The 20807-nt window shown below is 60.1% G+C and carries 22 protein-coding genes; 20 read left to right on the forward strand and 2 right to left on the reverse strand.

Annotated features, from left to right (window positions below):
* Positions 1-3: 3 nt before the first annotated feature.
* The 15 genes from flhB to BZL43_RS23430 all read left to right on the forward strand — a co-directional run bounded on the left by flhB (position 4) and on the right by BZL43_RS23430 (position 15767).
* Positions 4-1143 (forward strand): flagellar biosynthesis protein FlhB, encoded by a 1140-nt coding sequence (gene flhB, locus BZL43_RS23360; protein ID WP_095634477.1) that lies wholly within the window; start codon positions 4-6, stop codon positions 1141-1143.
* A gap of 223 nt (positions 1144-1366) precedes the next feature.
* Entirely contained in the window at positions 1367-3496 is a 2130-nt protein-coding gene (gene flhA / locus BZL43_RS23365; protein ID WP_095634478.1) for a flagellar biosynthesis protein FlhA, read from the forward strand.
* Positions 3497-3507: 11 nt separating this feature from the next.
* On the forward strand, positions 3508-4836 hold the full coding sequence (flhF, locus tag BZL43_RS23370) for a flagellar biosynthesis protein FlhF (RefSeq protein ID WP_095634479.1): 1329 nt from the start codon (positions 3508-3510) through the stop codon (positions 4834-4836).
* Between the two features lie 116 nt (positions 4837-4952).
* Positions 4953-5783: a flagellar synthesis regulator FleN gene (fleN, locus tag BZL43_RS23375; protein ID WP_003222917.1), complete on the forward strand. Its 831-nt coding sequence runs from the start codon at positions 4953-4955 to the stop codon at positions 5781-5783.
* The gene (gene fliA, locus BZL43_RS23380; protein ID WP_007894214.1) at positions 5780-6520 is read left to right on the forward strand and encodes an RNA polymerase sigma factor FliA; all 741 of its coding nucleotides are present in this window, start codon (positions 5780-5782) and stop codon (positions 6518-6520) included. The genes fleN and fliA overlap by 4 nt, the downstream gene beginning before the upstream one ends.
* A gap of 168 nt (positions 6521-6688) precedes the next feature.
* A complete protein-coding gene (locus BZL43_RS23385; protein WP_024012118.1) occupies positions 6689-7060 on the forward strand; it encodes a chemotaxis response regulator CheY in 372 nt (123 codons plus the stop codon).
* Between the two features lie 30 nt (positions 7061-7090).
* Entirely contained in the window at positions 7091-7879 is a 789-nt protein-coding gene (locus BZL43_RS23390) for a protein phosphatase CheZ (RefSeq protein WP_095634480.1), read from the forward strand.
* A gap of 26 nt (positions 7880-7905) precedes the next feature.
* Positions 7906-10149, forward strand: coding sequence for a chemotaxis protein CheA (locus tag BZL43_RS23395; protein ID WP_095634481.1), 2244 nt, complete (start codon positions 7906-7908; stop codon positions 10147-10149).
* A 49-nt stretch (positions 10150-10198) separates the two neighbouring features.
* Positions 10199-11332, forward strand: coding sequence for a chemotaxis response regulator protein-glutamate methylesterase (locus BZL43_RS23400; protein WP_095634482.1), 1134 nt, complete (start codon positions 10199-10201; stop codon positions 11330-11332).
* Positions 11332-12072: a flagellar motor protein gene (locus BZL43_RS23405; RefSeq protein ID WP_008014925.1), complete on the forward strand. Its 741-nt coding sequence runs from the start codon at positions 11332-11334 to the stop codon at positions 12070-12072. The genes BZL43_RS23400 and BZL43_RS23405 overlap by 1 nt, the downstream gene beginning before the upstream one ends.
* Before the next feature lie 12 nt (positions 12073-12084).
* Positions 12085-12978 (forward strand): flagellar motor protein MotD, encoded by an 894-nt coding sequence (motD, locus tag BZL43_RS23410; RefSeq protein WP_095634483.1) that lies wholly within the window; start codon positions 12085-12087, stop codon positions 12976-12978.
* Positions 12979-13021: 43 nt separating this feature from the next.
* Positions 13022-13810 (forward strand): ParA family protein, encoded by a 789-nt coding sequence (locus tag BZL43_RS23415; RefSeq protein WP_095634484.1) that lies wholly within the window; start codon positions 13022-13024, stop codon positions 13808-13810.
* A 115-nt stretch (positions 13811-13925) separates the two neighbouring features.
* A complete protein-coding gene (locus BZL43_RS23420) occupies positions 13926-14801 on the forward strand; it encodes a CheW domain-containing protein (protein WP_095634485.1) in 876 nt (291 codons plus the stop codon).
* Positions 14802-14888: 87 nt separating this feature from the next.
* The gene (locus BZL43_RS23425; protein WP_095634486.1) at positions 14889-15374 is read left to right on the forward strand and encodes a chemotaxis protein CheW; all 486 of its coding nucleotides are present in this window, start codon (positions 14889-14891) and stop codon (positions 15372-15374) included.
* The gene (locus tag BZL43_RS23430) at positions 15375-15767 is read left to right on the forward strand and encodes a DUF2802 domain-containing protein (protein WP_095634487.1); all 393 of its coding nucleotides are present in this window, start codon (positions 15375-15377) and stop codon (positions 15765-15767) included.
* A gap of 170 nt (positions 15768-15937) precedes the next feature.
* Here BZL43_RS23430 and BZL43_RS23435 read toward each other — a convergent pair whose 3' ends face one another.
* Both BZL43_RS23435 and BZL43_RS23440 read right to left on the reverse strand, forming a co-directional pair.
* Positions 15938-16267 (reverse strand): EscU/YscU/HrcU family type III secretion system export apparatus switch protein, encoded by a 330-nt coding sequence (locus BZL43_RS23435; protein ID WP_095634488.1) that lies wholly within the window; start codon positions 16265-16267, stop codon positions 15938-15940.
* Positions 16264-17838 carry a flagellar hook-length control protein FliK gene (locus BZL43_RS23440; RefSeq protein ID WP_095634489.1) on the reverse strand — a complete coding sequence of 525 codons (1575 nt, stop codon included), beginning with the start codon at positions 17836-17838 and terminating at the stop codon, positions 16264-16266. The genes BZL43_RS23435 and BZL43_RS23440 overlap by 4 nt, the downstream gene beginning before the upstream one ends.
* 197 nt (positions 17839-18035) lie before the next feature.
* On the opposite strand from BZL43_RS23440, the gene ccmA reads away from it, so the two are divergent.
* The 5 genes from ccmA to ccmE all read left to right on the forward strand — a co-directional run bounded on the left by ccmA (position 18036) and on the right by ccmE (position 20807).
* On the forward strand, positions 18036-18671 hold the full coding sequence (gene ccmA, locus BZL43_RS23445) for a cytochrome c biogenesis heme-transporting ATPase CcmA (protein ID WP_095634490.1): 636 nt from the start codon (positions 18036-18038) through the stop codon (positions 18669-18671).
* Positions 18668-19336 (forward strand): heme exporter protein CcmB, encoded by a 669-nt coding sequence (gene ccmB / locus BZL43_RS23450; RefSeq protein WP_008072659.1) that lies wholly within the window; start codon positions 18668-18670, stop codon positions 19334-19336. Before ccmA ends, ccmB begins: the two co-directional genes overlap by 4 nt.
* 90 nt (positions 19337-19426) lie before the next feature.
* A complete protein-coding gene (locus BZL43_RS23455) occupies positions 19427-20182 on the forward strand; it encodes a heme ABC transporter permease (RefSeq protein ID WP_095634491.1) in 756 nt (251 codons plus the stop codon).
* Positions 20179-20355 carry a heme exporter protein CcmD gene (ccmD, locus tag BZL43_RS23460; RefSeq protein WP_007894243.1) on the forward strand — a complete coding sequence of 59 codons (177 nt, stop codon included), beginning with the start codon at positions 20179-20181 and terminating at the stop codon, positions 20353-20355. The genes BZL43_RS23455 and ccmD overlap by 4 nt, the downstream gene beginning before the upstream one ends.
* Entirely contained in the window at positions 20352-20807 is a 456-nt protein-coding gene (gene ccmE, locus BZL43_RS23465) for a cytochrome c maturation protein CcmE (RefSeq protein WP_095634492.1), read from the forward strand. The genes ccmD and ccmE overlap by 4 nt, the downstream gene beginning before the upstream one ends.

The following is a 20807-nucleotide window of genomic DNA, read 5'->3' on the forward strand; positions in this document are numbered from 1 at the left end:
GTCATGGCTGAGAGCGAAAGCGGTCAGGACAAAACAGAAGACCCCACGGAGAAACGCAAAAAGGACTCCCGTGAGAAGGGCGAGATTGCGCGCTCCAAGGAACTCAACACCTTGGCGGTCATGCTCGCTGGCGCCGGTGGATTGCTGGTTTTTGGCGGCGCACTGGCACAGGACATGATGGAGCTGATGCGCATGAACTTCTCGCTCTCGCGGGAAGTGATTCTGGATCAGCGCTCCATGGGCACTTATCTGCTGCATTCGGGGCAGATTGCCCTGATTGCGATTCAGCCGGTGATGATCATCATGCTGCTGGCGGCGCTGATCGGTCCGATCTCCCTGGGTGGCTGGCTATTTGCGGCTGGTTCCATGGCACCCAAGTTCAGTCGCATGAATCCGGGGGCGGGCCTGAAACGGATGTTCTCGGCCAAGGCATTGGTGGAGTTGCTCAAGGCCCTGGCAAAGTTTTTCATCGTGTTGTTCGTGGCGTTGGCGGTCTTGTCGGCGGACATCGACGATCTGCTGCGCATCGCCCACGAACCATTGGATCTGGCAATCATTCACAGCCTGCAAGTGGTCGGCTGGAGCACCTTGTGGATGGCTTGCGGGCTGATCATCATCGCGGCGGTCGACGTGCCAGTGCAGCTGTGGGAAAGCCACAAGAAACTGCTGATGACCAAGCAGGAAGTGCGCGACGAGCACAAGGATCAGGAAGGTAAACCGGAGGTCAAGCAGCGCATTCGCCAGTTGCAGCGCGAGATGTCGCAGCGGCGGATGATGGCGGCCATTCCCGAGGCCGACGTGGTCATCACCAACCCGACTCACTACGCCGTAGCCCTCAAGTACGACCCGGACAAAGGCAATGCGCCGGTGCTGTTGGCCAAGGGGAGTGATTTCCTGGCCTTGAAAATCCGCGAAATCGCCGTGGCCAACAATGTGCTGCTGCTTGAGTCGCCGGCACTGGCGCGTTCGATCTACTACTCCACGGAGCTGGAGCAGGAAATCCCCGGTGGGTTGTATCTGGCGGTCGCTCAGGTATTGGCCTACGTCTACCAGATTCGCCAGTACCGCGCGGGCAAGGGCAAGCGTCCGGACCCGCTCCAGGATGATTTGCCGATTCCAGCGGATTTGCGCCGCGATTCCTAAACGCGGAAAGATCGCAGCCTCGTTGCACTCGACAGCTCCTACGCAGCCCCTGCTTGCGCCCTGTAGGAGCTGTCGAGTGCAACGAGGCTGCGATCTTTTGATCTTCCGCACTTGAAAACACCTCTATTCCAAACCCCGGCAAAAGTTGGAAGGCTTCTTGCAATAGCCGCCCTGCGCCTGCTTCAGGCGTCAAAGATTTGCTTTAAAGGAACGGGGAAAACCGGTGGATCGCTCTCAGTTAATCAACACTGCACGCACAAACGTTGCCGACCTCAGTCGGGGCAATCTGGGCGTGCCGCTGTTGCTGCTGGTCATGCTGGCCATGATGATGTTGCCAGTGCCGCCGTTCCTGCTGGACGTGTTTTTCACCTTCAACATTGCCTTGTCCATCGTCGTGTTGCTGGTCTGCGTGTACGCCTTGCGGCCGCTGGATTTTGCCGTGTTCCCGACCATTCTGCTGGTGGCGACGTTGCTGCGACTGGCGTTGAACGTGGCCTCGACGCGAGTGGTAATGCTCCACGGTCAGGATGGCCATGCCGCCGCCGGTAAGGTGATTCAGGCCTTCGGTGAGGTGGTGATCGGCGGTAACTACGTGGTCGGTATCGTGGTCTTCGCGATTTTGATGATCATCAACTTCGTCGTAGTGACCAAGGGTGCCGGGCGGATTTCCGAGGTGAGCGCGCGTTTCACCCTCGACGCAATGCCGGGTAAACAGATGGCGATCGACGCCGACTTGAACGCCGGCCTGATCGACCAGAACCAGGCGAAATTGCGCCGGATGGAAGTGGCCCAGGAAGCCGAGTTCTACGGTTCCATGGACGGTGCCAGCAAGTTCGTGCGCGGTGACGCCATCGCCGGCCTGCTGATTCTGTTCATCAACCTGATCGGCGGCATGGCGGTCGGTATCTTCCAGCACGGCATGACCTTTGGCGATGCCGGTCGGGTGTATGCCTTGTTGACCATCGGTGACGGTTTGGTGGCGCAATTGCCATCACTGTTGTTGTCGACTGCCGCTGCGATCATGGTGACCCGTGCTTCCGGCTCGGAAGACATGGGCAAGCAGATCAATCGTCAGATGTTCGCCTCGCCGAAAGCCTTGGCAGTGGCCGCTGGCTTGATGGCGGTGATGGGCCTGGTGCCGGGCATGCCGCACTTCTCCTTTCTCAGCATGGCCGCCTTGGCAGCCGGCGGCGCTTACCTGTTCTGGAAGAAGCAGAACACAGTCAAGCTTCAGGCCCTGCAAGAGGTCAAGCGTCAGCAGGAGCTGCTGCCATCGCCGTCCCGCGCCCAGGAAACCAAGGAGCTTGGCTGGGATGACGTGACCCCGATCGACATGATTGGCCTGGAAGTCGGCTACCGCCTGATTCCGCTGGTGGATCGCAACCAGGGTGGTCAGTTGCTGGCGCGGATCAAGGGTGTGCGTAAAAAGCTCTCCCAGGACCTGGGTTTCCTGATGCCGACTGTGCATATCCGTGACAACCTCGATCTGGCGCCAAGCGCCTACCGCCTGACCCTGATGGGCGTGATCCTGGCCGAGGCCGAGATTTACCCGGACCGCGAACTGGCGATCAACCCGGGTCAGGTCTACGGCACGCTCAATGGCATTACCGCCAAAGATCCGGCTTTTGGCCTGGAGGCGGTCTGGATCGAAATCAGCCAACGGGCCCAGGCGCAATCGCTCGGTTACACCGTGGTCGATGCCAGTACGGTAGTGGCAACCCATTTGAACCAGATTTTGTACAAGCACTCCAGCGAGCTGATTGGCCACGAAGAAGTCCAGCAACTCATGCAATTGCTGGCCAAAAGCTCGCCGAAACTGGCCGAAGAACTGGTGCCGGGGGTGGTTTCGCTGTCGCAGTTGCTCAAGGTCTTGCAGGCATTGCTGGCCGAACAGGTGCCGGTACGGGACATTCGCAGCATCGCCGAAGCCATCGCGAACAACGCCGCCAAGAGTCAAGATACTGCCGCTTTGGTGGCCGCGGTGCGCGTCGGCGTATCCCGTGCAATCGTGCAAAGCATTGTAGGCACTGAGTCGCAGCTGCCTGTGATCACCTTGGAGCCAAGGTTGGAACAAATATTGCTCAATAGTCTTCAGAAAGCAGGACAAGGCTCGGAAGAGGGCGTTCTGCTGGAGCCAAGCATGGCAGAGAAGCTGCAACGTTCGTTGATCGAAGCGGCGCAGCGTCAAGAGATGCAAGGTCAACCGGTGATTCTGCTGGTGGCCGGTCCGGTTCGCGCGATGCTCTCGCGATTCGGTCGGCTGGCAGTACCGGGTTTGCATGTGTTGGCTTACCAGGAAATTCCTGACAACAAGCAAGTGACCATCGTTGCGACAGTAGGGCCCAACGGCTGAGGTAGTGGTTTATGCAAGTTAAGCGTTTTTTCGCCGCCGATATGCGTCAGGCCATGAAGCTGGTTCGTGATGAGCTGGGCGCTGATGCCGCCATCATTGGCAATCGCCGGATCGCCGGCGGTGTCGAGCTGACGGCTGCCCTGGATTACAAATTGTCGGCGCTGGCCCCGCGTGTTCCGAACATGGAACTGGAGGATGAGCTGCGCAAGACCCAGTCGCGGATCGTGACCGCCCAGGCCGAACTGAGCCTGCGTAGCGATGGCGAGAGCGACAACAGCACCAATCGCCAATTGTTCGCCGGCCTGCCGCTGACCGCCGCCGAGCCGCTGATCGAACCGACTTACGCTGAACCTCGTCGTGCTGCACCCGCCCCCGCGCCAGCCTCCGGCGCAGTTGATCCGCGAGCCTTCGATTCGATGCGTTTCGAGCTCAACAGCTTGCGTGAGCTGATGGAAGTGCAACTCGGCTCGCTGGCCTGGAATCAGCTGCAAGGCAGCCGTCCGGCCCAGGCCAACCTCTGGCGTCGCCTGCAACGCATCGGTCTGTCCGGCCCGTTATCGCGCGATCTGCTGGCACTGATCACCGATATCGAAGAGCCTCGGCAGGCCTGGCGCATGTTGCTCGCGCACTTGGCGCGGATGATCGCCACGCCGGAAGTCGAGCCGTTGGAGGAGGGGGGTGTGATTGCCATGGTTGGCCCGGCCGGCATGGGCAAGACCACCACACTGGCCAAGCTCGCGGCGCGTTATGTGCTCAAGTACGGCGCGCAAAACATCGCGCTGGTGAGCATGGACAGCTATCGCATCGGCGCTCAGGAACAGCTCAAGACCCTGGGCCGCATCCTCAATGTGTCGGTCACTCACGTCGACCCGGGCCAATCGCTGGTGCAGGCGCTGGAGCCTTTGCTGCGCAAACGCGTGGTGCTGATCGATACCGCCGGCCTTCAGGCCAGCGACCCGGCACTGCGCATGCAGCTCGAAAGTCTGGCCGGACGGGGCATCAAATCAAAAAATTATCTGGTCTTGGCAACCACCAGCCAGAAACAGGTTCTAACCGCCGCTTATCACAGTTACAAACGTTGCGGCCTCGCCGGCTGCATCCTGACTAAACTGGATGAAACGGCAAGCTTGGGCGAGGTGTTGAGCCTGGCCATCAGTCATGAACTGCCGGTGGCTTACCTCACCGATGGCCCGCGGATCCCGGATGATTTGCATCTGCCGCGTCGTCATCAGCTGGTCAGTCGCGCCGTTAGCGTGCAAATGCAGGAAGAACCCAGCGAAGAAGCCATGGCTGACATGTTCGCTGATATTTACCACAGCCCGACCAAGCAGGTTGGCTGAGGTGCTAATGAACAGTTTTTGTACCTACATCGATGGTCTGCCATGCATTGTTCAGTTGGTGAACGCGCAGCCAGTAATGTGGCCTCCGTCTAAGTAAGACAAGGTAAAGAAATAACATGGGCAGCATGCATCCCGTACAGGTGATCGCGGTGACCGGCGGCAAAGGTGGCGTCGGCAAGACTAACGTGTCAGTGAACTTGTCCCTGGCTCTAGCGGAGCTCGGCCGGCGCGTCATGCTGCTGGACGCCGATCTGGGGCTGGCGAACGTCGACGTCCTGCTGGGACTGACACCCAAACGCACATTGGCCGACGTGATCGAAGGCCGCTGTGAGCTGCGCGACGTCCTGTTGCAAGGGCCCGGCGGTATTCGCATCGTGCCGGCGGCGTCCGGAACCCAGAGCATGGTTCATCTGAGCCCGGCCCAGCATGCCGGCCTGATCCAGGCGTTCAGCGACATTGGCGACAACCTTGACGTATTGGTGATCGACACTGCTGCGGGTATCGGTGACTCGGTGGTCAGTTTCGTTCGCGCCGCTCAGGAAGTGCTGCTGGTGGTGTGCGATGAGCCGACGTCAATTACCGACGCCTACGCGCTGATCAAATTGCTGAATCGCGACTACGGCATGAATCGTTTCCGCGTCCTGGCCAACATGGCGCAGAGCCCGCAGGAAGGTCGCAACCTGTTCGCCAAGTTGACCAAGGTCACGGATCGTTTCCTCGACGTCGCCTTACAATACGTCGGTGCCGTGCCTTACGACGAAAGCGTGCGCAAGGCCGTGCAGAAGCAGCGTGCTGTCTACGAAGCCTTCCCGCGCTCCAAATGTGCCCTGGCGTTCAAGGCCATTGCGCAAAAGGTCGACACCTGGCCACTGCCGGCCAACCCACGCGGGCACCTGGAGTTTTTCGTCGAGCGCCTCGTGCAACAGACCGCAGGACCCGTCCTATGACAGCCAGTGGCTACAACCTCTACAAGAAGTCGGCGCGTGACGCGCAGTACGAGCTGATCGAGCGTTACGCGCCACTGGTCAAACGCATTGCCTACCACTTGCTGGCGCGTCTGCCGGCCAGTGTCCAGGTCGAAGACCTGATCCAGGCCGGGATGATCGGCCTGCTTGAAGTATCAACCAAATACGACGCCAGCAAAGGCGCGAGCTTCGAGACGTACGCGGGCATTCGAATCCGTGGCGCGATGCTCGATGAAGTGCGCAAGGGGGACTGGGCGCCACGTTCGGTTCACCGTAATACCCGCATGGTCAGCGACGCCATTCGCTCGATTGAAGCTAAAACCGGCCGTGACGCTAAAGATCACGAAGTTGCGGCCGAACTCCAATTGAGTCTCGACGATTACTACGGGATTTTGAACGACACCCTGGGCAGCCGGTTATTCAGTTTCGACGATCTGTTGCAGGACGGCGAACACGAAGGGCTGCACGAGGATGGCGCCAGTGCTCATCTCGAGCCGTCACGCGATCTGGAAGATGAACGCTTCCAGGCAGCGCTGGCGGACGCGATTGCCAATTTGCCGGAGCGTGAGCGACTGGTGTTGGCGCTGTACTACGACGAAGAGTTGAACCTCAAGGAAATCGGTGAGGTCCTGGGGGTCAGCGAATCGCGGGTCAGCCAGTTACACAGCCAGTGCGCGGCCCGTTTGCGGGGGCGTTTGGGGGAGTGGCGAGCGCGCTGACAGGCAGTGTGGGGACACTGCGAACGAGGTGGGTACGGCATTTTGCTGCATCTGCCACGGCCCGTTGTAATCCATGCAACTGTTGAGTGTTACGCCGAATTGATTGAACGGCGCGTTCAGGTGCTGCGCGCGTTTTAAGACTGCTTGGAGGTCGAATTGGACAAGAATATGAAAATCCTCATCGTTGATGACTTCTCAACGATGCGGCGAATCATAAAAAACCTGTTGCGTGACCTTGGGTTCACCAACACGGTCGAGGCTGACGATGGCACCACCGCCATTCCGGTCCTCAACAGCGGGAGCATCGACTTTCTGGTAACGGACTGGAACATGCCCGGCATGACCGGTATTGATCTGCTGCGCCACGTGCGTGCCGATGAAAAGCTCAAACACCTGCCGGTGTTGATGGTCACCGCCGAAGCCAAGCGCGAGCAAATCATCGAAGCCGCTCAGGCGGGTGTGAACGGTTATGTGGTCAAGCCATTCACGGCTCAGGCGTTGAAAGACAAGATTGAAAAGATCTTCGAACGCATCGGTTGATGTGCAAAGCCAGTCCGTCACGGGGGAGCTATGGGGCATAACGAATCTTCGCAGGGCGATTTTGAATCGACTCTGAAAAAACACGCGGTCGAACTGGTCGAGAGCCTTGAAAAAGGCAGGTTCGGCGACGCTGTGCAACTGATCCATGAGCTCAACCAGACCCGTGACCGCGGCCTGTACCAGGAAGTGGGCAAGCTCACCCGCGAGCTGCATAGCGCGATCGTCAATTTCCAGATTGACCCGCACATGCCGCAAGCCGAGGAAGTGTCTCAGATCACGGATGCCACCGAGCGCCTGGGTTATGTGGTCAAGCTGACCGAGGCCGCAGCCAACCGCACCATGGACCTGGTGGAAAACGCCACGCCGCTGATCAACAGCCTGAGCGATGAAGCCCAGGCGCTGAGCGCGGATTGGGGACGGTTCATGCGTCGTGAAGTCGGGGCTGAAGAGTTTCGGGAACTGGCGCGGCGGGTCGAGGGTTTCCTGGCACGCAGCAGTGAAGACAATCGCGTCGTGTCGAGCAATCTCAACGACATTCTGCTGGCCCAGGATTACCAGGACCTCACCGGCCAGGTGATCAAGCGCGTGACCCAGTTGGTCACCGAAGTGGAAAGCAACCTGCTCAAGCTCGTGCTAATGGCCAGTCAGGTCGATCGCTTTGCGGGTATCGAACATGACCGTGAAGCGATGCTGGCTGAAAAAGATCCGCAAAAACATCTCTCTCAGGGTGAAGGTCCGCAGATTCATGCCGATAAAAGAGAAGACGTTGTGTCCGGTCAGGACGATGTGGACGATTTGCTATCCAGTCTTGGATTTTAGGTTAGACCTTTAGGAGCACCCCCTTAATGAGCTTCGGCGCCGATGAAGAGATCCTTCAGGATTTCCTGGTTGAGGCCGGCGAGATTCTAGAGCAACTGTCCGAACAGCTGGTCGAGCTTGAAAGCCGACCGGATGATGCGGATTTGCTCAATGCAATTTTTCGCGGTTTTCACACTGTAAAAGGGGGCGCCGGCTTCCTCCAGCTCAACGAGTTGGTGGAGTGCTGTCACATCGCCGAGAACGTGTTCGACATCCTGCGCAAGGGAGAGCGACGCGTTGACTCGGAACTGATGGACGTGGTTCTCGAGGCACTGGACGCGGTGAACGGCATGTTCAGCGAAGTTCGCGAACGCAGCCCGATTACGGCTGCCACGCCTGAGTTGCTTGCAGCGTTGGCCCGTCTGGCCGAGCCGCAAACCGCCGATGAAGCGGCACCTGTCGCGCAAATGATGGAAGAGCCTGCCGCCGAAAGCGACTCAGGCGACATTACCGATAACGAATTCGAACAACTGCTGGACTCACTGAATGCCGTCAAGGCTCAGGCCGAGGCTCCGGCGGCTGCGCCAATGCCGACCAGCGATGCGGCGCCCAGTGACGAAATCACCGATGCCGAGTTCGAGTCGTTGCTCGATCAATTGCACGGCAAAGGCCAGTTCGCCGTCGATGCCGTGGTCCCGGCGCCCGCAGCACCGTCTGCCCCGAAAGCCGCAGGCGACAGCTCCGACATCACCGACGACGAGTTCGAAGCACTGCTCGACCAGTTGCACGGCAAAGGCAACTTTGCCGTCGATGCATTGGAGTCGGCGATTGCTGCGGCCCCGGCCCCGGCTGCGCCAACCGCTAAAGCGGCCGGCGACGATCTGATCTCCGATCACGAGTTCGAATCGCTGCTCGACGAATTGCATGGCAAGGGCAAGTTCACCGAGGTGGGCACTGGCGCAGTGGTTTCTGCTCCTGTCGCCAAGGCGCCCACACCGGTTGTGACACCTGTGGCCAAAGCGCCCGAGCCAAAAGCCGAAGCCCCGAAACCGGCCGCCGCTGCCGCACCGGCACCTGCTCGTGCCCCGGCCGCACCGCCACCGGAAAAACCGGCCAGCGAAGCCGAGACCACCGTGCGGGTCGATACCGCGCGTCTCGACGAGATCATGAACATGGTCGGCGAGTTGGTACTGGTGCGTAACCGCCTGGTCCGCCTGGGCCTCAACAGCGGCGACGAAGCCATGTCCAAGGCCGTGTCGAACCTCGATGTGGTCACGGCCGACCTGCAAACCGCGGTCATGAAGACCCGGATGCAGCCGATCAAGAAAGTTTTCGGGCGCTTCCCGCGTCTGGTTCGCGACCTGGCTCGCCAGCTCAAGAAAGAGATCAACCTGGAACTGGTGGGCGAAGAAACCGACCTCGACAAGAACCTCGTCGAGGCCCTGGCCGACCCGCTGGTCCACTTGGTGCGCAACTCGGTCGACCACGGTATCGAAGAGCCGGCTGAGCGCGAAGCGATGGGCAAGCCCCGCAGCGGCAAAGTGATCCTGTCCGCGGAACAGGAAGGCGACCACATCCTGCTGTCCATCTCCGATGACGGCAAGGGCATGGACGCCGATGTCCTGCGCGGTATCGCCGTGAAGAAAGGCCTGATGGACAAGGATGCGGCGGACCGTCTCAGCGAGTCGGATTGCTTCAACCTGATCTTTGCGCCGGGCTTCTCGACCAAGACCGAGATTTCCGACGTCTCCGGGCGCGGCGTGGGCATGGACGTGGTGAAAACCAAGATCGCCCAGCTCAACGGCACCATCAATATCTACTCGACCAAGGGCAAAGGCTCGAAGATCGTCATCAAGGTCCCGCTGACCCTGGCGATCATGCCGACGCTGATGGTCATGCTCGGCAACCAGGCGTTCGCGTTCCCGCTGGTGAACGTCAATGAGATCTTCCACCTCGACCTGTCGCGCACCAACGTGGTGGACGGCCAGGAAGTGGTGATCGTGCGGGACAAGGCGCTGCCATTGTTCTACCTCAAGCGCTGGCTGGTCAGCTCCGCGGCTCACGAAGAGCAGCGCGAAGGCCATGTGGTGATCCTTTCGGTGGGCACCCAGCGGATCGGCTTTGTCGTCGATCAGCTGGTGGGTCAGGAAGAAGTGGTCATCAAGCCATTGGGCAAAATGCTCCAGGGAACACCGGGCATGTCAGGCGCCACCATTACCGGTGACGGCCGCATTGCACTGATTCTCGATGTGCCGAGCATGCTCAAGCGTTACGCCGCACGGCGTATTTGATTCTGCGGGAGCGGGGCGACGGAGCCTCGCCCCGTCTAACGGAGTGTTTATGGCAGTCAAAGTCCTGGTGGTGGACGATTCGGGGTTTTTCCGCCGCCGCGTCTCGGAAATTCTTTCAGCGGATTCCAATATCCAGGTCGTCGGTACGGCGACCAACGGCAAAGAGGCGATCGATCAGGCGCTGGCGCTCAAGCCAGACGTGATCACCATGGACTACGAGATGCCGATGATGGATGGCATCACGGCCGTGCGGCACATCATGCAACGCTGCCCGACCCCGGTGTTGATGTTCTCCTCGCTGACTCATGAAGGCGCGCGGGTCACCCTCGATGCGCTGGACGCCGGCGCGGTGGACTTCCTGCCGAAGAATTTCGAAGACATCTCGCGTAACCCGGAGAAGGTCAAGCAACTGCTGTGCGAGAAAATTCTCAGCATTTCGCGCAGTAACCGTCGTGTCAGCGCCTACAGTGCCCCGGCTCCAATGGCCGCACCAGTCCCGACGCCGGCGCCTTCGAGCATCAGCAGCCATGGCAGCAGCAGTGCGCCTGCGCGTCCGGCCCCGGCACCGATTCCGCCTCGCAGCCATGCAGCGACGCCGTCGTCCCCGGCACCCAAACGCAAAGCCTACAAACTGGTCGCCATCGGTACTTCGACCGGTGGCCCGGTTGCCTTGCAACGGGTGCTGACACAGTTGCCGGGCAACTTCCCGGCACCGATCGTGTTGATCCAGCACATGCCGGCCGCCTTCACCAAGGCCTTCGCCGAGCGTCTGGACAAGCTGTGCCGCATCAGCGTCAAGGAAGCCGAGGACGGCGACATCCTGCGTCCGGGCCTGGCGCTGCTGGCGCCGGGTGGCAAGCAAATGATGATCGACGGCCGCGGCGCGGTGAAAATCCTGCCGGGCGACGAGCGTCTGAACTACAAGCCTTGCGTGGACATCACCTTCGGTTCCGCGGCCAAATCCTACGGCGACAAAGTTCTGGCGGTGGTACTCACCGGCATGGGCGCCGATGGTCGCGAAGGCGCGCGTCTGCTCAAGCAGGGCGGCAGTGCGATCTGGGCTCAGGATGAAGCCAGCTGCGTGATCTATGGGATGCCAATGGCGATCGTCAAAGCCGAACTCGCGGACGCGGTGTACAGCCTGGACGACATCGGCCGTCACCTGGTCGAGGCGTGTCTGTGATGGATGTGCTCAGCCTTATCGGAATCATCATGGCGTTCGTCGCCATCATTGGCGGCAACTACCTTGAAGGCGGTCACCTCGGCGCGTTGGCCAACGGCCCGGCAGCGTTGATCGTACTGGGTGGGACCATCGGTGCGGCGCTGCTGCAATCACCCATGAGCGCCTTCAAGCGCGCCATGCAGATTCTCGCCTGGATCCTGTTTCCACCGCGCGTGGACCTGGCTGGCGGCATCGATCGCGTCGTGAACTGGAGCCTGACTGCCCGCAAGGAAGGTTTGCTCGGTCTGGAAGGGGTGGCCGATGCCGAACCTGACAGCTACTCGCGCAAAGGCCTGCAACTGCTGGTGGACGGCGCCGAGCCGGAAGCGATTCGCAGCATTCTGGAAGTGGATTTCTACACCCAGGAAAGCCGCGACATCGAAGCCGCCAAAGTTTTTGAAAGCATGGGCGGCTACGCGCCAACCATCGGCATCATCGGTGCGGTAATGGGCCTGATCCACGTCATGGGCAACCTGGCCGATCCGTCGCAACTGGGCAGCGGCATTGCCGTCGCGTTCGTTGCCACTATCTATGGCGTGGCCAGTGCCAACCTGATACTGCTGCCGGTTGCCGCCAAGCTCAAGTCCATCGCGTTGCGGCAGTCGCGTTATCGCGAGATGTTGCTGGAAGGGATCCTGTCGATCGCCGAAGGTGAGAACCCTCGCTCAATCGAGTTGAAGCTTCAGGGCTTCATGGATTAAGGGAATAACCTCATGGCTCGTCGTCGGCAACCTGAAGAACACGTAAACCATGAACGCTGGCTCGTTTCCTACGCCGACTTCATTACGTTGCTGTTCGCTTTCTTCGTGGTGATGTACTCGATTTCTTCGATCAACGAAGGCAAGTACAAGGTCATTTCCGAGGCGTTGATCGGGGTGTTTACCGACTCTGATCGCGCCCTCAAGCCGATCCCGATTGGTGACGAGCGACTGAAGACCGTGACCCCGGCCAAGCCACTGGTCAAGGACAGCGAACAGGTCGACGCTGGCATCGCCCAGGCCGCCAACGATCCGCTCAAAAGCATTGCCGATGACATCAGCGCGGCGTTTGGCGACTTGATCAGTTCCAACCAGATGACCGTGCGCGGCAATGAGTTGTGGGTCGAGATCGAGCTCAATTCCAGCCTGTTGTTCGGCAGCGGCGATGCGATGCCCAGCGACATCGCCTTCACCATTATCGATAAGGTCGCGGCGATCCTGCGACCGTTCGACAACCCGATACACGTCGAAGGCTTTACCGACGATCAGCCGATTCGCACCGCGCAATACCCGACCAACTGGGAGCTGTCCTCGGCCCGTTCGGCGAGCATCGTGCGCATGCTGGCGATGCAGGGCGTGAACCCCGGTCGTCTGGCGTCGGTGGGTTACGGCGAGTTCCAGCCGGTGGCCAACAATGCCACCGCCGAAGGCCGGGCGCGCAATCGTCGGGTGGTGTTGGTGGTTTCCCGAAACCTCGATGTCCGCCGCAGCCTCACCGGTACCGGAACGGCTCATGCACAGCCGGATGCCGCGTTGAAGCGGGCTGGCACACAAACTGCACCGGCTGCGGTCAAGTCGCCGGGACGAGAGAGCTCCGTCAATTCTCCGTCACCCGCATTAATACGTTGAGCTATTTCTCGGTCGACCTGTTCGAGCGGGAGGAACAATCCGAATGAGAGTCTGGGCAGTCGCCAATCAAAAGGGTGGTGTCGGTAAAACCACTTCCTCCATCGCTTTAGCCGGTTTGCTGGCCGAGGCGGGCAAGCGCGTGGTTGTGGTCGATCTCGACCCTCACGGCTCCATGACCAGCTACTTCGGTTACGACCCCGACAGCCTGGAACACAGCAGTTACGACCTGTTTCTGCACAAGGGCAGCGTGCCGCAAGGCTTGCCCGGCCAGTTGCTGATGCCCACCAGTGACGAACGCATTTCGCTGTTGCCGTCGAGCACCGCGCTGGCGACCCTCGAGCGTCAGTCACCGGGCCAGAGTGGACTGGGCCTGGTGATCGCCAAGAGCCTGGCGCAGTTGTGGCAAGACTTCGATTACGCGTTGATCGACAGCCCGCCGTTGCTCGGTGTGCTGATGGTCAATGCCTTGGCGGCCAGCCAGCAGTTGGTGATTCCGGTGCAGACCGAACACTTGGCCGTCAAAGGCCTGGAACGCATGGTCAACACCCTGGCGATGATCAACCGCTCGCGCAAACAGGCGTTGCCCTTCAGCATCGTCCCGACCCTGTTCGACCGTCGCACCCAAGCCTCTCTCGGCACCCTTCGCGTGCTGCGCGACAAGTACCCGGAAGAAATCTGGCAAGGCTATATCCCGATCGACACCCGCTTGCGTGACGCGAGCCGGGCAGGGCTGACGCCTTCGCAATTCGACGGCAAGAGCCGTGGCGTTCTCGCTTATCGTGCACTACTCAAGCACCTGTTGGCCGCACAACTTGTCCCGGCGGTGGCCTGATGAACCCAATTCCTGTAGGAGCTGCCGCAGGCTGCGATCTTTTGATCTTGCTTTGTGACACCTTCGAATCCGCCAAAAGATCGCAGCCTTCGGCAGCTCCTACGATGGTGGGCGCATGACTCGTCCGGTGAAAATCACCTCGCGTCCGCAACTGGCCCTCCAGTCTTATCTGGACAGCTTGCTGCAAGACGCGACCGAAGAGTTGCCGGCAGAAGTCGAGGCGCTGCCCGAGGTTGTCGAGGTTATCGAGGTTGAGGCCGCGCTGGATGAGTTCCAGGCTGCCGTGCTTGAAGAGCAGGCCCGTGATGCGCAGAAACCGGCCGTGGCCGCTGCCCCCATCGTTGCGCCAGTGGTGAAAGCTCCGGTGGCCGTGATTGAGTCACCGGCACCGATCCTGATGCCCGTATCGACGATTGCACCCTTGTTGCAAGCGTTGGTGCCGCCGTTGGTTGAAGTTCATCTGCCGCCCGGCAACACGCCGCCACCGGTGGAAACCGACGGTCGTCCGGCATGGGCTGCCGAGCCGTTCGAGTGCCTGTTGTTCGACGTCGCCGGGTTGACCCTGGCGGTGCCGCTGGTGTGCCTGGGCTCGATTTATTCTTTAGCCGGTCATGAGCTGACGCCATTGTTCGGTCAGCCGGAATGGTTCCTCGGGATCCTGCCGAGCCAGGCCGGCAACCTGAAAGTACTGGATACCGCGCGTTGGGTCATGCCGGATCGTTATCGCGATGATTTCCGCCAGGGTCTGCAATACGTTATTTCGGTTCAGGGCTACGAGTGGGGGCTGGCGGTGCATCAGGTCAGCCGCTCATTGCGCCTGGACCCGAACGAAATCAAATGGCGCAGTCACCGGGGTCAACGGCCATGGCTGGCGGGTACGGTCATTGAACACATGTGTGCCTTGCTCGACGTTTCGGCACTGGCCGAGCTGATCGCCAGCGGTGGGGCAAAGCACATGGGCGGCGGCAAGCCGCTACACAAACCGACATAGCTGCCGACATAACAAGTATGCGACGGCATTGTTGAATGCCGCCTACAGAACACACACCGCCAGAAGCGGTTTTTCGAGGGGTCAGGTATGAGTAATCAAGCGACGAATGCAAAAGGTTCTGAAGATCCGATCCTGCAATGGGTAACCTTCAAACTGGACAACGAAACCTACGGCATTAACGTGATGCGCGTTCAGGAAGTCCTGCGCTACACCGAAATCGCCCCGGTCCCGGGTGCTCCAAGCTACGTGCTGGGCATCATCAACCTGCGCGGTAACGTGGTCACCGTGATCGACACCCGTCAGCGCTTCGGCCTGATGAATGCCGAGATCAGCGACAACACCCGTATCGTCATCATCGAAGCCGACAAGCAAGTGGTCGGAATCATGGTCGACAGCGTGGCTGAAGTGGTTTACCTGCGTCAGTCGGAAATCGAGACGGCGCCGAACGTCGGTAACGAAGAGTCCGCCAAGTTCATACAAGGCGTGTGCAACAAGAACAACGAACTGCTGATCCTGGTCGAGCTGGACAAGATGATGAGCGAAGAAGAATGGTCGGAACTGGAGAATATCTGATTGATTCTTGAGGTGGCTGTCATTGTCCTGTTTCTGTTCTGGGCAGGCACGCTGGCGATGTTCCTGGCGTACGTCCGCGCTCAGCGGCAGATCGCCGCGCAACAGGCCGTGGGCGATGCGCTGCGTGATCAGCGCATCAAGGACCTGGCCAAACGCGTGGATGACTACCAGAACGGCAACGTGCGCATGGGGGAAGACCTGCACGAACTGCGCGCCGTCGTCAGCCCGTTGCCGGACAAACTGGCGCAGCTGGAACAGCGTGATCCGTCGAGCCTTTCATTCGCCCAGGCGGCACGCCTGGTGGGGATGGGTGCCAGCGTCAGTGAGCTGACGCAGTCCTGCGGGTTGACCCAGGCTGAGGCGGAGTTGATGAGCAAGTTGCACAAGAACTGAGAAGATCAAAAGATCGCAGCCTCGTTGCATTCGACAGCTCCTACAGGATGTACACCGATGGAGATCGTTCCCACGCTCTGCGTGGGAATGCCTCTTGGGACGCTCTGCGTTCCGCTGTTGTGTGACGCAAAGCGTCACGGGCTGCATTCCCACGCAGAGCATGGGAACGATCAGTAGTCATCCCCTCGATCGGTGACATCCTTCTCCAGCATCACCGCATGCGGATCATGCCCCTGGGGAAACTTGCCCTTCAAATTCCACGCAAACGCAATGATCTCCGCAATCGTGCGGTACAACGCCTCTGGAATACTCTCTCCCAATTCCATCCGCGCCAGCAATTTCACCAGCTCGGCGTTTTCGTAGATCGGCACTTCGTAATCCCGGGCGATCCGCAGAATTTCTTCCGCTAATTCCTCGTCACCTTTGGCCGTGAGGGTAGGGGCGTGGGTGCCGTCGTATTTGAGGGCGATGGCCTGGCGCGGTGCAGTGGATTCGTTCATGCGGTTTCGTCGACCCAGCGTTGTTCGAGACGGGTTTGAGGGCCTTGGGGCGGTGTGCCAAGGTGGCAATCCAGATCGCCGACGTTCAGGCCTGAGGCCAAGAGGCGTTCGCGCAGCCCGGCCAGATTGCTTTCGATCAGGCTGGCGGTGTATGGCCGTTCAGCCCACAACTGACTGGAGAGGCTGCCTCTGATCAGCTGCGCCTGAATCTGCAACGGCCCCAGCGGTTCCATGTCGAATGCCAGCTCAACGCGCCACAGCTGTTGCCGGGGTTCGTGTTCGTCGCGGCGGTCGTGCGGGTGTTCTTTCTCGGGTGCTTCTTCGCGCTGGAATTTGACCTGCAACGGCACGATGTCCTGCAGGTTGCGCATGGGGATTTCCAGTTGCCAGGTACTGAGCAGCCGACCGTCGTTGGTGAGGCCGGTCTGTTCCAGGCTCGACAGCTGATGGCTTTGCAGGCGCGAGACGGCCGCTGCCGCCAGGCGCAGCAAATGTTCCAGATCGCCTTCACCGTCCTGATGTTGCAGCACGCGCTCGGGGAGCGGGAAACTGATCGGTAACGGTTTGGCGCTGACCTGGCCGAGCATGCCGAGAGCGCTACGCACGAAACCGGGTAATGCTTGCGCCAGTGTATTGGCGGCGATGATCGCGTGAAGGTTGGTATTGGCTGGCAGGCCCGGCGTCAGTTGCGCGATCAGTTTGAGCAGGTCGCCCTTCATGTCTGGTGTCAGCGTCGGGTTTTGCCCGGTCAGCAGTTTCGCTTCAAGAAACAGACCGCTGTTGGCCAATGCCTGGGCCAGGCCTTTGGGTGTACTCAATTGCTGAACGTCCGGCAGGCCGGCGAGCAATTTGTCTACGGCGGCGCGCAGGGCGCTGGAGCTCTGATCCGATGGCGGCAGGTTTTGCAGAACTTTGAGCAAGCCATCCAGAGAGCCCTGGCGACTTTGCTGGCTGACCAATTGCTGGGTCACCGCCAACTGTTCCTGACGGCTGCTCAACGGGACGAATGTCAGGGTCTGGGTGTCTTGCACCAAGGCGCTCAGCAAGGTGCCAATGCGCAGTGGCGTCGGGCTGTCGATGCTCAGCGTGCTGCCACTCAACGCGGTGTTAAGCAAGCTCACCATCGAGCGAAACACCATCGGTTGGCCCGGTACCTGCGGCATGACCTGAGAGGTCAGTACTTTGCCTTGCAGCAAGGTGCCGACCGGCAGTTGCGCCGTGTCGATGCGAGTGAGGGTGGCGACGCTGGAGGCGATGGCCTGTTGCACCGTGACCGCCAGGTTGCCCGCCGATGGTTGAGTGATTGCCAGGCTGGTGCCCTGGGGCAACGGCTGAGTACTGGTGGCCTGAACCGTGGTCTGGCGACCGTTGTCGAGGGTCACCTTGAGCAACAATTGAAAAGTCTGATCCGCCTGCTTGAGCGACAGCACTTCGGCCCTGGCAGTCTGACCGGCACTGATCAGACCCTCCATCGGCGTCAGTAACTTGAGTAGTTCACCACTCACCACCAGCGGCCGCGAAGTCACGGGCGTGCTCGGCGGCAGCGGGAGGATGTTCATTTCGCCTGTCATATGCGGTCACAACCTGTGGAAATTGCGCTCTTTAGAGTCGGGCATGGCATGTATAATGCCGCCCGTCTTCGGGGCGTGGCGAAAACATTGCATTTGTTTGACCTGGCTCTCTAGAACAAGCCGCCAATGCATCTATGCTGCATTCTCTTTAGCGGCCGCTCTGCCGCCGACTTGAACCGCAAAAGGCCCGTGATCTCTTGACCAGTCCTGTTCTGCAAACCGTTGCCCTTGCCTGTGAGCGAGACCTTCGGCTGCTCTTCGAAAATCTCGAATTGAGACTGGCCAGTGGCGAAATGTTGCAGATCAGCGGCCCCAACGGCAGCGGCAAGACCAGCCTTTTACGTTTGCTTTGCGGTTTGATGCACCCCACTGCCGGGCAAGTGCTGCTCAACGGCTTGCCACTGAGCGAACAGCGCAGCGAACTGGCGCGCAACCTGTTGTGGATCGGCCATGCCGCCGGCATCAAGGACTTGCTGACCCCCGAGGAAAACCTCAGTTGGCTCTGCGCCTTGCATCAACCGGCCTCCCATGAGGCGATCGGGCAGGCGCTGGAGGCTGTGGGGCTGCGCGGTTTCGAGGATGTTCCCTGCCACACGCTCTCCGCCGGGCAACAACGCCGGGTCGCGTTGGCGCGGTTGTATCTGGACAGCCCACCGCTGTGGATCCTCGATGAGCCGTTTACCGCGCTCGACAAACAAGGGGTGGCACAACTCGAAGAACACCTGGCTGCGCACTGCGAGCGAGGTGGCATGGTGGTGCTGACCACTCACCACACGCTCACCCGGATGCCTGCCGGCTATCGTGACATTGATTTGGGGAACTGGGCCGTATGAGTGTTTTCGGCCTGTTGGTCGCCCGCGAGGCACGTTTGCTGTTCCGTCGTCCTGCCGAACTGGCGAATCCGCTGGTGTTCTTCGCTATCGTCGTCTCTTTGTTCCCGTTGGCGGTCGGCGCAGGGCCTCAATTGTTGCAAACCTTGTCCCCGGGACTGGTCTGGGTAGCGGCGCTTTTATCGGTCTTGCTCTCGCTGGACGGGCTCTTTCGCAGTGATTTCGAAGACGGATCGCTTGAGCAGTGGGTCCTTTCGCCGCACCCTCTGCCTATTCTGGTTTTGGCCAAGGTACTGGCACACTGGGCCTTTTCCGGCCTGGCACTGGTTTTGCTCGCACCCTTGCTGGCGTTGATGCTGGGTTTGCCTGCCGCCTGTCTGCCGGTGTTGCTGCTTTCTCTATTGCTGGGTACACCGGTGCTGAGCCTGCTCGGTGCGGTGGGCGCGGCATTGACGGTGGGATTGAAGCGCGGTGGCCTGTTATTGGCGCTGCTGATTCTGCCGCTGTACATCCCGGTGTTGATTCTCGGCAGCGGCGCCTTGCAGGCGGCATTGCAGGGCATGCCGGCGACCGGTTATCTCTTGTGGCTTGGTAGCCTGACCGCCCTGGCGATAACCCTGACACCTTTTGCAATAGCTGCTGGCCTGAAGATCAGCGTCGGCGAATAATAATGAGGCCTGGTTGTTTTTTAACCACTTCTTTTTGAAGAAAGGCAGACCCGCTCTTCATAGCGAAGAGCACCCGTGATGGAAACAGCAATGAACTGGACCTGGTTTCATAAGCTCGGCTCACCCAAATGGTTTTACGCGATCAGTGGCAAACTGCTGCCATGGCTGAGCGTTGCGGCGTTGTTGCTAATCAGCATCGGCGTGGTTTGGGGGCTGGCCTTCGCGCCTCCCGACTACCAGCAAGGCAACAGCTTTCGCATCATCTATATCCACGTTCCGGCCGCCATGCTGGCGCAATCCATTTACGTGATGCTGGCCGTGTGCGGCATTGTCGGGCTGGTCTGGAAGATGAAACTGGCCGACGTCGCCCTGCAATGCGCCGCCCCGATCGGTGCCTGGATGACCGCCGTGGCGCTGGTCACTGGCGCGATCTGGGGCAAACCGACCTGGGGTTCGTGGTGGGTCTGGGATGCGCGACTTACGTCCATGCTTATTCTGCTGTTTCTGTACTTCGGTCTTATTGCACTGGGCAACGCCATCAGCAATCGTGACAGTGCGGCCAAGGCCTGCGCGGTGCTGGCAATCGTTGGCGTGATCAACATCCCGATCATCAAGTACTCGGTGGAGTGGTGGAACACCCTGCACCAGGGCGCGACTTTCACCCTCACCGAGAAACCGGCGATGCCCGCCGAGATGTGGCTGCCGCTGCTGTTGTCGGTGCTGGGTTTCTACTGTTTCTTCGGCGCAGTGCTGTTGCTGCGCATGCGCCTTGAAGTGCTCAAGCGCGAAGCCCGGGCAAGCTGGGTGAAAACCGAAGTGCAGAACAGTCTGGAGGCTGCTCGATGAGTTTCGCTTCATTCGGCGACTTTCTCGCCATGGGCCATCACGGCCTGTATGTCTGGTCAGCCTATGGCATAAGCCTGGCGGTGCTGGCCCTCAACGTGGCGGCGCCGATCCTGGCCCGCAAGCGGTATCTGCAACAAGAGGCGCGTCGTCTGCGCCGGGAGAACGGCAAGTGAATCCGCTGCGTAAAAAGCGTCTTATCATCATTCTCGCGATCCTGGTCGGTGTCGGCGCTGCCGTCGGCCTGGCCCTGAGCGCCCTGCAGCAGAACATCAATCTGTTTTACACCCCGACCCAGATTGCCAACGGCGAAGCGCCGAAAGACACGCGCATCCGTGCGGGCGGCATGGTCGAGGCGGGCTCGCTGCAGCGTTCCGGCGATTCCCTGGATGTGAAATTCATCGTCACCGACTTCAACAAGTCCGTGACCATCAGCTATCGCGGCATCCTGCCGGACCTGTTCCGTGAAGGGCAGGGCATCGTCGCTCTTGGCAAGCTCAACGCTGACGGCGTGGTGGTGGCCGACGAAGTGCTGGCCAAGCACGATGAAAAGTACATGCCGCCGGAAGTGACCAAGGCCCTGAAAGACAGCGGTCAATCCGCTCCGACACCTGCGAAGGAGGGTTGA

The sequence above is a fragment of the Pseudomonas sp. PICF141 genome (assembly GCF_002286815.1).
Lineage (GTDB): Bacteria > Pseudomonadota > Gammaproteobacteria > Pseudomonadales > Pseudomonadaceae > Aquipseudomonas.